Origin of the sequence: Micromonospora sp. NPDC047670 (assembly GCF_043204915.1) — a bacterium.
Lineage (GTDB): Bacteria > Actinomycetota > Actinomycetes > Mycobacteriales > Micromonosporaceae > Micromonospora.
Window position 1 is genome coordinate 282619 of the sequence record NZ_JBIDDA010000007.1, and the last position, 15503, is coordinate 298121.

General features: G+C 74.4%; 11 protein-coding genes. 2 read left to right on the forward strand and 9 right to left on the reverse strand.

Features of this window, described 5'->3' with window-relative positions:
- Positions 1 to 46: 46 nt before the first annotated feature.
- The 4 genes from ACGF7U_RS19645 to ACGF7U_RS19660 form a co-directional block, all read right to left on the reverse strand.
- Entirely contained in the window at positions 47 to 1747 is a 1701-nt protein-coding gene (locus ACGF7U_RS19645; protein ID WP_393108489.1) for an ABC transporter permease, read from the reverse strand.
- Positions 1732 to 2496, reverse strand: a complete 765-nt coding sequence (locus ACGF7U_RS19650; RefSeq protein WP_393108491.1) for an ABC transporter ATP-binding protein — start codon at positions 2494 to 2496, stop codon at positions 1732 to 1734. Before ACGF7U_RS19650 ends, ACGF7U_RS19645 begins: the two co-directional genes overlap by 16 nt.
- A gap of 116 nt (positions 2497 to 2612) precedes the next feature.
- Entirely contained in the window at positions 2613 to 4253 is a 1641-nt protein-coding gene (locus ACGF7U_RS19655) for a cation acetate symporter (RefSeq protein WP_393108493.1), read from the reverse strand.
- Position 4254: 1 nt separating this feature from the next.
- Complete coding sequence (locus tag ACGF7U_RS19660) at positions 4255 to 4605, reverse strand: hypothetical protein (RefSeq protein ID WP_393108660.1); 351 nt, start codon at positions 4603 to 4605, stop codon at positions 4255 to 4257.
- A gap of 423 nt (positions 4606 to 5028) precedes the next feature.
- On the opposite strand from ACGF7U_RS19660, the gene ACGF7U_RS19665 reads away from it, so the two are divergent.
- Positions 5029 to 5847: a hypothetical protein gene (locus ACGF7U_RS19665; RefSeq protein WP_393108496.1), complete on the forward strand. Its 819-nt coding sequence runs from the start codon at positions 5029 to 5031 to the stop codon at positions 5845 to 5847.
- A 71-nt stretch (positions 5848 to 5918) separates the two neighbouring features.
- Here the strand turns inward: ACGF7U_RS19665 and ACGF7U_RS19670 are convergent, their stop codons facing one another.
- The 4 genes from ACGF7U_RS19670 to ACGF7U_RS19685 form a co-directional block, all read right to left on the reverse strand.
- A complete protein-coding gene (locus tag ACGF7U_RS19670; RefSeq protein ID WP_393108662.1) occupies positions 5919 to 6680 on the reverse strand; it encodes a LytR/AlgR family response regulator transcription factor in 762 nt (253 codons plus the stop codon).
- A gap of 26 nt (positions 6681 to 6706) precedes the next feature.
- Positions 6707 to 7957: a sensor histidine kinase gene (locus ACGF7U_RS19675; RefSeq protein ID WP_393108498.1), complete on the reverse strand. Its 1251-nt coding sequence runs from the start codon at positions 7955 to 7957 to the stop codon at positions 6707 to 6709.
- Positions 7958 to 7996: 39 nt separating this feature from the next.
- The gene (locus ACGF7U_RS19680) at positions 7997 to 9568 is read right to left on the reverse strand and encodes a sugar transferase (RefSeq protein ID WP_393108664.1); all 1572 of its coding nucleotides are present in this window, start codon (positions 9566 to 9568) and stop codon (positions 7997 to 7999) included.
- A gap of 264 nt (positions 9569 to 9832) precedes the next feature.
- Complete coding sequence (locus ACGF7U_RS19685; protein ID WP_393108500.1) at positions 9833 to 10693, reverse strand: Fpg/Nei family DNA glycosylase; 861 nt, start codon at positions 10691 to 10693, stop codon at positions 9833 to 9835.
- 24 nt (positions 10694 to 10717) lie between these two features.
- Between ACGF7U_RS19685 and ACGF7U_RS19690 the strand changes: the two genes are divergently transcribed.
- The gene (locus ACGF7U_RS19690; RefSeq protein ID WP_393108502.1) at positions 10718 to 11986 is read left to right on the forward strand and encodes a glycosyltransferase family 4 protein; all 1269 of its coding nucleotides are present in this window, start codon (positions 10718 to 10720) and stop codon (positions 11984 to 11986) included.
- Positions 11987 to 12197: 211 nt separating this feature from the next.
- Here the strand turns inward: ACGF7U_RS19690 and ACGF7U_RS19695 are convergent, their stop codons facing one another.
- The gene (locus ACGF7U_RS19695; RefSeq protein WP_393108503.1) at positions 12198 to 15503 is read right to left on the reverse strand and encodes a S8 family serine peptidase; all 3306 of its coding nucleotides are present in this window, start codon (positions 15501 to 15503) and stop codon (positions 12198 to 12200) included.

Here is a 15503-nt window from a genome sequence, read left to right on the forward strand (position 1 = left end):
ACACCCCGTGTGGGTGCCGCGGGTTGCGGCCCGACGGCGTCGGTTCTCAGCGGCGCGGGGTCACCGTGGCGAGCAGTTCGGGCATGCGGCGGTCCAGCACGTCGCCGGCCAGGTACGCGCCGAGCAGCGCCGTGCCCACCCCGTACGCCGCGCCGAGCGGCAGGGCCAGCCAGAGCCAGACGTCCCCGAGCAACGCGGCGGCCACGACCATCGGCACCGCCGCCACGGCCGTGGCGAGCATCGCCAGCAGGGTGAGGAAGCCCTTCGCCAGCCCGGCGCCGCTGTTCATCGCGAACGGGTTGCTCGTCTCCGGCAGCGAGTACGCCCCGAGCACCGAGACGAAGCAGTTCACCGCCAGCCCCGCGCCGTAGGTGGCGAACAGCGTGCCCGCCATCAGCCCGATCCAGCCGGACTCGCCGATGACCACCGCGACGACCACGGAGATCACCGCCAGCATCGGCAGCACGTAGAGCGAGAACGCGGTCATCCGGGCGCGCAGCTCCACCTGGCCGGGCACGCCCGCCACCACGTTCGCCGCGTACGCGCTGCCGTCGAAGCCGAACTGGTTGGCGAGGGTGACGGCGGCGAGCAGCCCGACGAAGAGCATCGACAGGCTGGACAGCAGCGGCGACGAGTCGGGACTGGCCGTGAACCCCTCCGCGCTGTCGACAGTGAAGCCCGAACCACCCAGGTTGACCATGACCGGCACGAAGAGGCCGACGACCGCGACGGTGATCAGGTTCGCCCGGCGTCGGGCGTCCCGCCACCAGTAGCGGGCCTCCCGGGCGACCAGGGCGCCGAACCGGTCCCGGCGGGCCCAGCCGACGGCCCTCGGGAAGAGTTGGGCGACCGCGCCGCCGGTCACACCACGCCGGGCGGGGGCGGGGCCGGCACTGGCCGCGCCCACCATGGCCGACTCGAGCGAGCGGGACCACCAGGCCAGCAGCGCCACGATGCTGACCGCCGTGATCAGCAGCTTCACCGGGGCGGCCCAGGGGCGGCCCTCGGCGACGTCGATGCCGGCCGTCCACGGGGCCCCGAACGGCGTCCAGCCGACCACCTCGGCCACCCCGTCGAGCCGGTCCCAGTCGGCGTCGCCCAGCGCGGCGACGCCCAGCAACTGCAACGGCCCGAGCAGCGCGGCGAGCACGGCGAGCAGCACGGCGGCCAGGTCACGGACCCGGCGCGACCGCAACGCGGTGGCGAACGCGCTGGTGACGGCCCGGGCCGCCGCGACGCAGAGCAGCAGCCCGGCGGCCACCCCGACCGCCATGACCGCGGCGGCGGACCAGCCGCCCAGCGCCCCGGCGGTGACCACCAGGCCACAGAGGGCCAGCAGCATCGCGATCGTGGGGACGCTGACGAAGGCGGCGGCGAACAGCCCCGTGACGAGCGTGCGGCGGGGCAGCGGCAGCAGCGCGAACCGGGCCGGGTCCAGCGTCTCGTCCACCCCGAAGAAGACCAGCGGCAGCAGCAGCCAGCCGAGCACGGTCAGGCCACCGCCGAACGCGGCGACCATCAGCGCGTAGCGGCCCTCGTCGGCCAGGCCGGGCGCGGCGAAGAGGAAGAAGCCGGTGCCGGCGGCCCAGAGCCCGCCCACCACGCCGGCCACGAAGAGGGCGACCCGCCAGCCCTGGCCCCGGAAGTTGTTGCCCATCACCCGCAGCTTGAGGCGGACGAAGTGCCGGGCGGAGACCCGCCGGGCCGGCGTCGCGGGGGTGGTCGGGGCGCTCACCGCGACAGCCACGCCAGCTCCTCGCCGGTCGCCGTACGGCCGCCGACCACCTCAACGAAGACCTGCTCCAGCGGCCGCCCGCCGCGCACCTCCTCGATGGCGCCGACCCGCTTGATGGTGCCCGCCGCCAGGATCGCCACGTGCGAGCAGAGCCGCTCGACGACCTCCATGACGTGGCTGGAGAAGACCACCGTCCCGCCCCCGGTCACGTACCGGTGCAGGATGTCCCGGATCAGCGCGGCGGAGACCGGATCGACCGCCTCGAACGGCTCGTCGAGCACGAGCAGCCGGGGCCCGTGCAGCAGCGCGCAGGCCAGGCCGATCTTCTTCTTCATGCCCGCCGAGTAGTCGACCACGAGGGTCCGGCCGGCGTCGGCGAGCGCGAGCACGTCCAGCAGCTCCGCCGCCCGCTGGTCGACCACCGCCGGGTCCATGCCGCGCAGCAGGCCGTGGTACGCGAGCAGCTCCGCGCCGCTGAGCCGGTCGAAGAGCCGTACGCCGTCCGGCATCACGCCGAGCAACTGCTTCGCGCCCACCGGGTCGGCCCAGACGTCGCGCCCGAGCACCCACGCCCCGCCGGCGTCGGGCCGGAGCAGGCCCACCGCCATCGACAGGGTGGTCGTCTTCCCCGCGCCGTTCGGGCCGAGCAGACCGTAGAAGGAGCCGGCCGGGACGTCGAGGTCGACACCGGCCACCGCGACCTTGCCGTCGAACTGTTTCGCCAGGCCACGCAGGGAGAGAGCCGGGTGCTCAGCAGTCATGCGTCCGACCGTATCCGGCGTCGGCCAGCCACCGGTCCGGCCGCAGGATGATCCCCGGTCATCCCCGAGACGTACCCCGGACGGCCCGCGTCATCGTCGCGGACGGCGGGCGCTCTTCACAGTCGCAACGCCTCCGGGGCGTGCAGGCGGAGCATGGTGGCCCCGACGTCGGCCGGCGCCCGGCGGCGGGTCGCCACCGACACCGTCACCATCACGGTGAAGGCGAGCGGCACCGTCCAGGCGGCGGGCTGCGCGGTGAGCGTGGCCGGCCAGCCGGACAGCGGCGGGCCGAGCACGGTGACCAGCACCGCCCCGACCGCCGCGCCGCCGCCGACCAGGATGCCGGCGGCGGCGCCCAGGTCGGTCAGCCCGCGCCACCAGATGCCGAGCACCAGCAGCGGGCAGAAGCTGGACGCGGCGACCGCGAAGGCCAGCCCGACCACCTGCGACACGTCCAGCCCGGCGAGGTTGAGCGCGAGCACCGCCGGCACGGTACCGGCGATCACCGTGGCGAGCCGGAAGCCGCGAACCGAGCCCCGGCCCAGCACGTCCGTCGAGATCACCCCGGCGACGCTGGTGAGCAGCCCGGAGGAGGTGGAGAGGAAAGCCGCGAACGCGCCGGCCGCGACCAGCGCGGCGAGCAGCCGGCCGGTGGTGCCGTCGCCGAGCGCCGCGCCGGGCAGCAGCACCACCACCGCGTCCGTCTGGCCGGTGACCAGCAGTTGCGGGGTGTAGACGCGGCCGAGTACCCCGTAGATGGTGGGCAGCAGGTAGAACGCGCCGACCAGGGCGAGCACCACGAGCGTGGTGCGCCGGGCGGCGGCGCCGTCGGGGTTGGTGTAGAAGCGCACGAGCACGTGCGGCAGGCCCATGGTGCCGAGGAAGGTGGCCAGGATCAGCGAATAGGTGGCGAACAGGCCCCGGTCGTCGTCCCCGGCGGTGCTGGGCAGCAGCCAGTCGGCCGCGTCGGTGGCCACCCCGGAGACCTCCGGCACCGGGTCACCGGCCGCGAACGACAGCTCGTCGCCGGGGCGTACCTCGACTGTCCGGCCGTCGGGGAGGGTGAGGGTCGCGCGGTGCTCGACCACCACGGTGGTCGCGGTCCGGAACGTCGGCCCGTCGGGCGGGGTCACCGCCGGGCGGGCGTCGGCCTGCCACTGCAACGCCAGGAAGATCGCCGGTACGGCGAGCGCGGTCAGCTTGAGCCAGTACTGGAAGGCCTGGACGAAGGTGATCGCGCGCATGCCGCCGAGCGCCACGTTCGCGGTGACCACCACGGCCACCAGCAGGGCCCCCAGGGGGTACGGCGAGCCGGTCACCGTGGCCAGCGTCAGCCCCGCCCCCTGGAGTTGCGGCACCAGGTAGAGCCAGCCGATGAAGATCACGAAGACGGTGGCGAGGGTCCGCAGCCGACGCGACCCGAGCCGCAGCTCGCAGAAGTCCGGCAGGGTGAACGCGCCGGAGCGGCGCAGCGGCGCGGCCACGAAGAGCAGCAGGGCGAGGTACCCGGCGGCGAAACCGACGGGGTACCAGAGCACGTCGACGCCGTACTTGAGGATCAGCCCGGCGACCCCGAGGAAGCTCGCCGCCGACAGGTACTCCCCGCCGATCGCGGCGGCGTTCCAGGTCGGGCTGATCGCCCGCGAGGCGACCAGGAAGTCGGAGGTGGTCCGGGCCAGCCGCAGCCCGTAGAAGCCGATGCCGACGGTGACCAGGGTGACCGCCACGATCGCCGGAACGACGAAGCCGTTGCCCACCTCAGCGCTCCGGCCGCTGGACCAGGTCGGTGAAGTCCTGCTCGTTCCGCTCGGCCAGCCGCACGTACGCCCAGCCGACCGCGATCAGGAACGGGAACGAGACCACGCCGAGCAGCAGCCAGGGCAGGTTGACGCCGAGCACGGTGATCCGGCCGACGTCGGGCGCGATGGCGAAGAGCCACGGCAGCCCGCCGAGCCCGATCGCCACCACCAGGGAGAGCCGCAGGGCCAGCGCGAGCTGGGCGCGGACCAGCCCCCGGACGAGCGCGTCGCCGACCCGGGTCTGTTGGGCCAGCTCGGCGCGGGTGCGTTCCGCCCGGTCCTCCCGGCGGGACACCTCGGCCAGCACGATCCGCGCCCGGGGCTGGGGGGCGGAGGCCGGTCCCGATACGCCCGCCCGGGGCTGCCCAGGCGCCCCCGGCCGTGGCTGCTCCGGCGGCCCGGGCCGGCCTGCGGTCCGGGCCGCCGGGGGGCGATCGTCGGCGGCGGCCACCCCGGCAGTCTCGCCTGATCAGCGGGAATGTCAAGGGTGCCGGCCGGCGTCCCGCCCCGCCGCGGGCCGGCGCGACGGAGCAGTCGACACCAGGCTGTGCACAACCTGTGGATAACGCGTCAGTCCTGTGGACAACTCCGTGGAAACCGTCGTCACCGGGCCTTCTGCCCCCGCCGGCGAGTGGGAGAGGTGGGTGACGGCCGGCGAACGGAGATCGGATGCAGCGATGCGTGCCCGCCCGACGTGACAGTGGCGACCTTCCGCCGACCGACGAGGATCGCCATGGAAACCGCCCACCGCCAGCCCGGCCCGCCCTCGGCCCCGGAGCCGTACAACCTTTTCGCGCGCACCTTCCGTCGGAAGGTCGTGGGGATCGAGAGGATCGTCGGCAAGCGGCTCGCCGTCGCGCTGGTGTTGTCGGGGCTCGCCGGGTTCGGCGCGGTCGCCGCGATCGACCAGGGAGAGGGTGGCGGTCGCGTCGCCCCGATGGTCGTGGCCGCGCCCGCCATCGGGGCCCGGCCCGTGAACGCCGCGTCGCCCGTCGTCGGCCACTCCGTCGGTTCCGGCCGCATCCGGACGGAGTCGGCGAAGGCCACGGTGGAGCGCTTGGTCGCGGCGGTGGACCAGGCACTGCGCGAGAGCGTCCCCGCACCGACCTGGACCGGGCCGCGGGACCGCTGGCTTCCGGGTCACCTCCACCGGGAGGGGCGGGACGGCAGCCGGAACTCCGCCACGGTCGGTACGCGGCTGGTGCACCAGGGCCGCGACGGCACGCTCCACGTGACGATCAACCTCGACCCGGCCGGGGCGCCCGCCCCGTTCGACTGGTCCTGCCGCGACGCGGACCGGCGTCGGGGCGCGATGTGCGAGGCGTCGCGGGAGCCGGACGGCGTGCGGACGAAGATCCAGACGAGCGTCGGCGCGGGCGGGATCGTCCGCCACCGGGTCGACGTCGAGCTGCCCGACGTCGGTCGGCTCCGCCTCGACGTCTCGAACGACTCCGGGATCGAGCCGGGGCGGCCGGTCCAGCCCGACGCCCCGCTGGGGATGGAGGAGGCCAGGGCGGTGGCCCTGAACGTCTCCGGCAGGATCGCCAGCTGACCGTGGTCGGGCCGTCGCGGCGTTCCGGGAGCGGCCACGGCCGGTGCGAAGCCGCCGGTGCGCCACCGGGGTCAGCGGTTCCAGTCCTGCTTGGCCGCGCGGACCAGCTTGTCCTTCAGCTCCCGGGTGTGCCGGCGACTGACCGGCAGTTCCGCCGAGTCGATCACCACGACGTAGCCGGAGTTGACCAGCCGCAGCTCGGCGATCAGCCTGAGCTGCACCAGGTACGACCGGTGGATCCGGACGAACCCGGCGTCCGCCCACCGTTCCGCCAGGGTCGCCAGCGACACCCGGACCAGGTGCGAGCCGTCGGCGGTGTGCAGGCGGGCGTAGTCGCCCTGCGCCTCCACCCAGCGCACCGCCGAGCGGGGCAGCATCCGGGTGGTGCCGGCCAGCTCGATCGGGATGGTGGGGTCCTCCTCAGCCCGGGCCAGCGCCGCAGGGTGCGACGGCACCACCCGCGAACCGATCACCCGGCGCAGCGACTCGGCGAGCCGCTCGGCGCGTACGGGCTTGCGGACGTAGTCGGTGGCGCCCAGGTCGAACGCGTCCACCGCCCCGTCGTCGTACGCGGTGACGAAGACGATCGCCGGCGGCCGGGCGAACCGGCGCAGCACCCGGGCCAGCTCCATACCGTCCAGCCCCGGCATCCGGATGTCGAGGAAGACCACGTCCACGTCGCCGTCGCGGAGCACCCGCAGCGCCTCGGTGGCGTCCCCCGCCGTGTGCAGCCGGGCCACCCGGGGGTCGGCCCGCAGGTGGTACGCCAACTCGTCCAGCGCCGGCGGCTCGTCGTCGACCGCCAGCACCCGGAGGAAACCGGACGCGTTCACCGCGCCGGTCCGGTCGGCCCGCTCGCTCACGAGCCCGCCCGTACGCCGGGGTGGAACTTCGGCACCCGCATGCTCACCTTCGTGCCGGAGCCGAGACCCGTCTCGACGACCAGGCCGAAGCCGTCCCCGAAGACCGACCGGAGCCGCTCGTCGACGTTGGAGAGGCCGACGTGCTGGCCCGAGTCGTCTCCGACGCCGGCCCGCACAGCGTCGCCCGGGTCCCCGGTGGCGCCGGCCAGCTCGGCGATGCCGGCGGTCAGCGCGGTCGGATCCATCCCCACTCCGTCGTCCTCCACGGTGATGTGGCACTCCGTGCCCGCGTCCCGGGCCTCGATGCTCACCATGCCCGTGCCCGGCTTGCGGGACAACCCGTGCCGGACGGCGTTCTCGACCAGCGGTTGCAGGCAGAGGAAGGGCAGGGTCACGGGCAGCACCTCGGGGGCGATCTGGAGGCGCACCTGGAGCCGGTCGCCGAACCGGGCCCGTTCGATGGTCAGGTAGCGGTCGATCGAGCGCAGCTCCTCGGCCAGCGTGGTGAACTCGCCGTGCGCCCGGAACGAGTAGCGGGTGAACTCGGCGAACTCCAGGATCAGCTCCCGGGCCCGGTCCGGGTCGGTGCGGACGAACGAGCCGATCGCGGTCAGCGCGTTGTAGATGAAGTGCGGGCTGATCTGGGCGCGCAGGGCGCGCACCTCGGCGCGGGCCAGCCGCTCGCGGGAGGAGTCCAGCTCGGCCAGGGCGAGCTGGTTGCCGGCCCAGTGCGCCGTCTCCAGGGTGGCCTGCACCAGGCCCGGCGCCGGCTGGCCGTCGGCGACGGCGACCAGCGCGCCGACCGTGCGCCCGTCGGCCCCGGTCAGCGGGGCGACCACCGCGCCGCGCACCGGGCAGTCCACCCGGTCGCACTGCAACTCCGAGTCGCCGAGGACGGTGGAGCGGCCTGTCGCCACGGCCCGCCGCGCTGCCGCGACCAGCTGGTCGGCGTGGTGCCCGCCGCGCCCGTCCAGGGCGAGCAGTGTGTCCCGGTCCGTCAGCGCCAGCCCGGCCGCCCCCACCAGGGCCCGCAGGTGGCGTACGGCCTTCGCCGCGTTCGTCGCGCCCAGGCCGGCGCGCAGTGGCTCGGCGGCCAGCCCGGCGGTGTGCAGCACCTCGTAGGTGGCCCGCTGGGTGGCCGTGGCGATGCCCCGCCGCCCGCGCAGCCGCAGCACCGCGAACAGGGCCGCGGCCAGCGCGGTGACCAGCGAGACGACGCCGAAGACGGCCGAGAGGTTGCCACCCACGCAGCGATCCTGGCCCCTGTCGGCCCGCACGCCAAGGGGTCAGTACGCGCCCTTTCGGGCGAGCACCACCCCGACGGTGCGCCACAGGATGCTCAGGTCGTACGCCAGCGACCAGTTGTCGACGTAGTAGAGGTCCAGTCGGACCGCCTCGTCCCAGGACAGGTCGGAGCGGCCGGAGACCTGCCACAGCCCGGTCATGCCCGGGCGGACCAGGAGCCGCCGGCGCACGTCGCCGAGGAAGTCGCCGTCGTCGGCGGGCAGCGGGCGCGGCCCGACCAGCGACATCTCGCCCTTGAGCACGTTGATCAGCTGGGGCAGCTCGTCCAGGGACGAGGCCCGCAGGAAGCGGCCCACCGGGAAGACCCGGGGGTCCTGCTTCATCTTGAACAGCATGCCGTCGGTTTCGTTCTGGTCGACCAGGCTGGCCAGCCGGTCCTCCGCGTCCACGTACATGGTGCGGAACTTCCAGACCCGGAAGGTGCGGCCCTCGTGGCCGACCCGCGGCTGGCGGAAGAAGACCGGGCCGGGGTCGGAGACGCGGATCGCGATCCCGATGGCCAGGAAGACGGGGATCAGCAGCAGCAGGCCGAGCCCGGCGGCCACCCGGTCCATCAGGTTCTTGGCCAGCAGCGCCGGCCCGGACAGGGTCGGCTCCTCGACGTGCAGCAGCGGCAGGCCCTCGATCGGCCGGATGTGCACCCGGGGCCCGGCGATGTCGGTGAGCTGCGGGGCGACGACCAGGTCGACGCCGGAGCCCTCCAGCTGCCAGGCCAGCCGGCGCAGCTCGCCCGGCTCGGCGCTGGCGGAGCCGCAGACGGCGATGGTGTCGCCGCCGACCTCCCGGACGAGGGCGAGGACGTCGCGGCCCGCGTACACCGGGACCGGGGTCTCCATGCCGCGGGCCGCCGCGTAGCCGTCGGTGACGTGGATGGCGACCGGCATCAGCCCGGCGGCCGGGTTGCGGGTGACCGCCGTGTAGACCTCCAGGCACTCCGGCAGGGTGCCGACCAGCACCATCCGGTGCCCGGCCTGGCCGATGTTGCGCCGGACCACGTGCAGCACGAAGCGGCAGAGCATCCGGTTCAGCAGGATCAGCAGCAGCGCCGCGAGCAGGGCGGTGCCGACCGTGTAGCGGGACAGGTCGGTCTTGGTGGCGAAGGCCAGGAAGGAGACCGTCGCGGCCACGGCCACGCCGGCGCGGATCACCCGCTTGTACTCGTCCGGCCCCAGGCCGAGGTAGCGCCGGTCGTAGGCCCGGTTGGCCCAGAGGCTGACCACCCAGCCGAGCGGCAGCAGCACGAACGCCACCGTGTGGAACCAGGTCGGGTCCTCTTCGGCGTTGTAGAAGCCCGCCCGCGACTGGTCGAACGTCTCGATGGCGATCAGGCTGGCGGCCGCGGCGGCCGCGAAGTCCAGCAGCAGGAGGAGGGTGATGTAGGGCCGGTGCCAGCGCGAGACGCGGCGGCGGGCCCGGGCCCACGCGGATCGGGGCACGCCGTTGTGGGACGGCGACGCCGGCGGCTGGATCTCGAAGCTGTCGACGTGCCGCACGAGTTTGCTCCGGCCTGTGTTGGTTACCGGGCGCTGGAGGCTTGTCGTCACCTCACCCATGTCCTCCCGCATGACACGTGCCGCTCACTCGCCGTGAGGGCCCGGGTCGCCCACCGTCCCAGTCTCCCACGCGGTGCCGACCCGTACGCGGACCCGAGGGACATTGCGCCGGTGTGGTGCCGCTTGGCGTCTGGCCGGCTCCGCGCCTTTTCAGAAGCCGGGGACCGAGCCACTATACCGATGGATGGCGGGCCCGGTAGAGCCGCAACTCAGACGTTCGGCGCGCGATGGCCGATTCCGTTGCGTAGTCGGCAGTGTCGTCACTCACCGTACTAGCCGCGACAACCGGCGGTCAGCGAGCGGCTTACCGCCGGTCTGGCACGTCGGGCAGTACTGGAGGCTGGAGTCGGCGAACGAGACCTCGCGGACCGTGTCGCCGCAGACCGGACAGGGCTGCCCCGTCCGCGCGTGCACCTTCAGGCCCGAGCGCTTCTCGCCCTTCAGCTCGGCCGCCTTCTGCCCCACCGACCGGCGCACGGCGTCGCCGAGCACCTGCCGGGTCGCCGCGTGCAGGGTCGCCATCTGCTCGTCGGTCAGCCGGTGGGTCAGCGCGAACGGGGACAGCTTCGCCGCGTGCAGGATCTCGTCGGAGTACGCGTTGCCGACGCCGGCCAGCACCGTCTGGTCGGTGAGCACCCCCTTGACCTGGCCCTTGCGGCCGCGCAGCCGCTCGGCGAAGGTGGCCTGGTCGGTGGCGAGGGCGTCGGGGCCGAGCCGGGCCACCCCGGGCACCGTCGCCGGATCCGTGACCAGGTAGACGGCGAGGCTCTTCTGGGTGCCGGCCTCGGTCAGGTCGAAGCCGGAGCCGTCGTCGAGGCGTACCCGCAGCGCGATCGGCCCCTTGCCGGGGCGCAGCGGGACGGCGGAGCCGAACGCCTCCCGGTAGTGCAGCCAGCCCGCCCGGGCCAGGTGGACCACCAGGTGCAGGTCGCCGTCGAGCACCACGTCGAGGAACTTGCCGTGCCGGCGGGCGTCCACCACCGGCCGCCCGGCGGCGGCGGTGGGCGCCGGGTCGTACGTCTTCAGGGCGCTGATCGCGGCGACCTCCAGCCGGTCGACGCGCCGGCCCACCGCGCGCTCGCGCAGGTAACCGGCGAGCGCCTCAACCTCCGGTAGTTCGGGCACCAGCCAACGGTAGCCTTCTTTCCCGTGAGAATCGTGGTGGCGCACAACCGGTACCGGGAAGCCCAGCCGTCCGGTGAGAACACGATCGTCGACGCGGAGATCGCCCAGCTCACCGCGGCCGGCGTCGAGGTGCTGCCGTTCATCCGCAGCTCGGACGAGATCCCGACGATGCCGAAGACGGCCAAGGCGCTGCTGCCGATCTCCCCGATCTGGGCGCCCCGCGCGCAGGAGGACCTGAGCCGGCTGATCACCGAGCACCGCCCGGACGTGCTGCACCTGCACAACCCGTACCCGTTGATCTCGCCCTGGGTGGTGCGGACCGCGCACCGGCACGGGGTGCCGGTGGTGCAGACGGTGCACAACTACCGTCAGGTCTGCTCCTCCGGGCTCTACTTCCGGGACGGGATGATCTGCCAGGACTGCCGGGGCCGGGCCCTGGGCGTGCCGGCGATCGTGCACCGCTGCTACCGGGGCTCCCGGGCGCAGAGCGCCCTGATGGCGACCACGCTGGCCGTGCACCGGGGCACCTGGCGCTCGGTGGACCGGTTCGTCGCGCTCACCTCGGCGGTCGCCGACCACCTGCGCGACTACGGCATCCCGGCGGAGCGGATCGTGGTCAAGCCCAACGGGATCCCCGACCCGGGGGCGCCCGCGCCGCTCGGCGACGGCTTCCTCTACATGGCGCGGCTCTCCCCCGAGAAGGGGCTGGCCCTGCTGCTGGACGCCTGGCGGCGGCACCCGGACGGCGCGCTCGGCCCGCTGCGCATCGCCGGGGACGGCGAACTGCGCCCCCTGGCCGAGGCCGCCGCCGCCGAGCGCGCCGACGTGACCTACCTCGGGCCGCTGGACCGCGCCGGCGTACGCGCCGCCATCGAGGCCAGCGCGGTCATCATCGCCGCCTCCACCTGGCACGACGTGCTGCCCACCGTGATCATCGAGGCGCTGGCCGCCGGCCGGCCGGTGCTCGGCACCGCCCTCGGCGGCATCCCGTACCTGCTCGGGGCCGATGCCCCGCGCGAGCCCGCCGGCACGGGCGCGGCCGCCGTCGCCACGGCCGCGCCGGGGGAGGGCCAAGTCGCGCTGCCGACCGGCGTGCAGGCGGGCGAGGCGGGCTGGGTGGTGCGCCCGGAGCCGGATGCCATGGCCGCCGCCCTGCCGGTGGCCCGGGCCGGCGCGGCGCGGCTGGCCCCGGCGGCGCGCGCCCGCTACGAGCGCACCTTCCATCCGGACGTGGTGACCCGCCGGTTGATCGACGTGTACGCGGACGTCTCGGCCACCGTCGCGCCCCATTAGCCACGTCGCTCGCCGGGAGGGCGGAGTCGAGGACCGTGACCAGGCGTCCCCACGGCAGCCGACGGGGAAGATCGAGTCCGGCCGGCGCGACGCAGTTCGGCCCGGACCTGACGGTCCGGGCCGAACTGTCCGGTCAGCCCGCTCGGCGGGCCCCGCTCAGCTCACGGCCGGCGGGGCCCGACGCGTGGGGCGCGCAGCGTCGCCCGCCGCGTCAGGACGCGGCGCCGTACCGGTAGGCGCGCAGGATGGTCTGCGTCACGGTGTTGCCGCTGCTGTCGCCGGCCGTGGCGCGCAGCGAGGCGAATCCGCTGCCCGTCGGGTGCCGCACCAGGGCGGCCCCGTTCACGATCGTCGCGTTGGCCCAGGTCGCGCCGTCGTCGTAGGAGACTTCGACGGTCAGTGTGCGGATCCGGCCGACCGGGGCGCCGGGCTGTGCGGCGACGGTCACCGGCACCCTGAAGGACTGCCCCGCCGGCGCGGTGTGCCGGTCGTCCAGCTTCGGCGCGTACCGCACGCTCCACAGCGGCAGCGCGGCCCAGCCGTCGACGTGCGCCGACCGGAACGTCCAGGCCGCGTCGATCCGGGTGGAGAGGGAGTACGGCGCGCCGCGCTCCGCGCGGGTCTCCAACCGGTACGCCGCCTCCCCGGCCGGAACGGTGAAGGCGCCCACTCCGCCCCGGTCGGCCTCGCCGACCCTGGCCCCGTCGCGGTAGAGGACCGTGCTTCCGGAGTCCCCGCCGAACTGCACGTTGCCGGCGGCGTCACTGTGCAACGGCAGGTCCACGGAGATCGTGTCGCGGTCGCGGACGACGCCCATCCACGTGTTCAGCGCGCCGTGCACGGGTTTCACCAGGATCGGCCCGAACACCGCCTGGTTCCAGGTCCGCTGGTGGGTCCCCGGCGCGTGGTGGACGTAGGGCTGGCTGAGGGTGCCCATCGGCTCGTCCGCGCCGGTGTGTTCTGCGATCGCCGAGCGCCACTCCACTCCACCCTCGGTGGTGTAGTAGTGGGTGACACTGGCCGGCAGGTCGTAGCGGATCCCCGTCGCGCCGGAGATCCGCTCCTGCCCGGGCCGGCGGCTGGTGGCGTACCAGAAGCCGTAGGTTCCCGCGTCGGCGGAGAGGTGCCGGGTCGACACGGCAGCCAGATCGTCCGGGCTGACCGTCCGCCGCACCCCGGAGAGCATCCGGCCCTCGACGTAGTGGGTCGTCGAGTAGGTGTACGGGCTGTTCGCCGAGCTGCCGTCCGGGCCGACCTCGGCCCAGGTGCCCCTGAGCTCGGAGACGAAACCGTCGGCCGGTGCGGTGTCGCCGACCTGGGCGGTGTAGAGGCGGGAGAAGTCGCCGCCGTAGATGCCCACTCCGCCTTGCAGCAGGCCCCGCGCCGTCTCCTGGGTGTATTCGATCTCGGCGTGCACCTGGGTGGCGCCGGGCCGCGGCACAGTGACCGCGCTGGCCCTGCCGAGTCGTGCGTCCAGGGTGATCGTCTTCGGGCCGGTCACCTCCAGCACCGGCTGCGTCAGCAGCGTCATCCACTCGCCCTGGCCGGAGAAGAAGCTGTCCATCAGGTACCGGCCCGCCGGGAGCCGTATGGTCCCGGTGCCGTCGGAGCCATTCCCGCGGACTTCGCGCCAGCCACCGTCGTCCAGGCCGCTGAAGGTGGTGCGGTGATAGCCGTACGCGGCGCCGTCACGGTCGATGTGCCGCAGCGTCAGGTCGTAGCTCTCGACCTCCCTGTCCACCGCGAGCGGAGCCCGCACGCTCTGCCCGCCGCCGGTCGCGACGAGCGCGCCGGTGAGCACCCCGTCCGGGCCGGCCACCCTGGTGTCGGCGGTGACGGTGACCGTGGCGTCGCCGCCGGCCGGCACGGTGACGGTGGCCGGGTCGACGGCGAACGTGCCGGCAGCGGCCGAGCCGTTGTCGACGGTCAGCGCCAGGGTGACCGGTGCCGTGCCGGCATTGCGGTACGCGACCTTCCGGGTCAGCACCTCGTCGTCCTGATGCGGCCAGAGCCGGGTGCCGAAGCTGAGGCTCGGCGGCGTCGCGGCCACCGTCCGATTCAGCGCCCCGGCCACGTCGAGGCGGCCGGTGCCCTGCTCGAACGGGGTCATCCCCTCGGCCGGTCTCGCCGAGGCCATCAGCGTCGCCTTGAGCTGCCCGGCGGTCCAGTCCGGATGCCGCTGGGCGAGAATCGCCGCCGCCCCGGCCACGTGCGGGGTGGCCATCGAGGTGCCCGAGAGCGACGCGTACGCGTCCCCGGGCGCGCCGAGTTCCGCGGCGTCCCCGCTCCGGGCGGCGACGATCGACACGCCGGGTGCGGTGATGTCCGGTTTGAGGCCGGCGTCCCCCCGGCGGGGGCCGCGGCTGGAGGAGCTCGCCAGCTTGCCGGACTTGTCGACCGCGCCCACCGCCAGCGCGGCGTCCGCGCTCGCCGGTGAGTTGACCGTGCCGCTGCCCGGGCCGTCGTTTCCGGCGGCGATGACGAACAGCGTGCCGTACCGGTCGGTCAGCGTGTCGACCGCCTGCTCCAGCGGGTCGATCCCGGGGCTGTCCCAGCCGCCGAGGCTCATGTTGACCACCTTGGCGTGCTGCTCGGCGGCGGCCCACTGCATGCCGGCGAGGATCCACGACTCGGGGCAGCCGAAGGAGGCGCACACCTTGCCGTCGATGAGCTTGGTGCCCGGGGCGACGCCCCGGTGCCTGCCGCCGGAGGCCGATCCGCTGCCGGCGATGGTCGAGGCGACGTGGGTGCCGTGCCCCACGAGGTCGCGGCCGTCCTCTTCGCCCTCGGTGAAGTTGGCCCGGGCGGTCACGGTCGTGGCCAGGTCGGGATGGGTGTCGTCGATGCCGGTGTCCAGCACCGCGACGGAGACCCCGGAGCCGGTGTACCCGGCCTGCCAGGCGGCCGGCGCGCCGACCTGGGGCACGGAGACGTCGAGGGTGGGCTGACGCACGCCGTCGAGCCACAACTTCCGCACCGACGCGGCCAGGGTGCGGGGTGCCTTCGACCCGCCGGTCAGGCCCCGCCAGAACGCGCTGCCCTGGCGTCGGTCCTGTCGCAGCGCTGTCGCGTTGAGCTTCGGCAGTTCCCGGTCGACCCGGGCCCCGGCGGTCGGCACCGCCCCCTTCGCCCGATCGCTCGTGACGATCAGCGGCAGGTCCGTCCTGCGGTCGTCGTAGCCGTACTCGAGCAGGGTGGTCACGTCGAACAGGCGGGGATCGAGCTGTCCGGCGCCGAGCAGCGCGACCGCGTCGGCCGGGACGACGCTCAGGTGGCCGTCGACCCGCCGGGTCTGGAAGGCCATCCCGGCACGTCCCGCACCGGGTTGGATCGTGTAGGCGTCGTCGTGCACCAGGGTCACCCGGTCGCCGGTCACCAGGGTCACCGTTCGGGGCGCGACCCTGGCCGTGGGCGCGCCGTCGACCGTGCTGGCGCTGACCGGCGCGGGTACCACCAGCAGTCCGGCGACGACCGCCGCAGTGGCCGTGCCGCCGGCCGTGCGTCGCAGTAGCCGCAT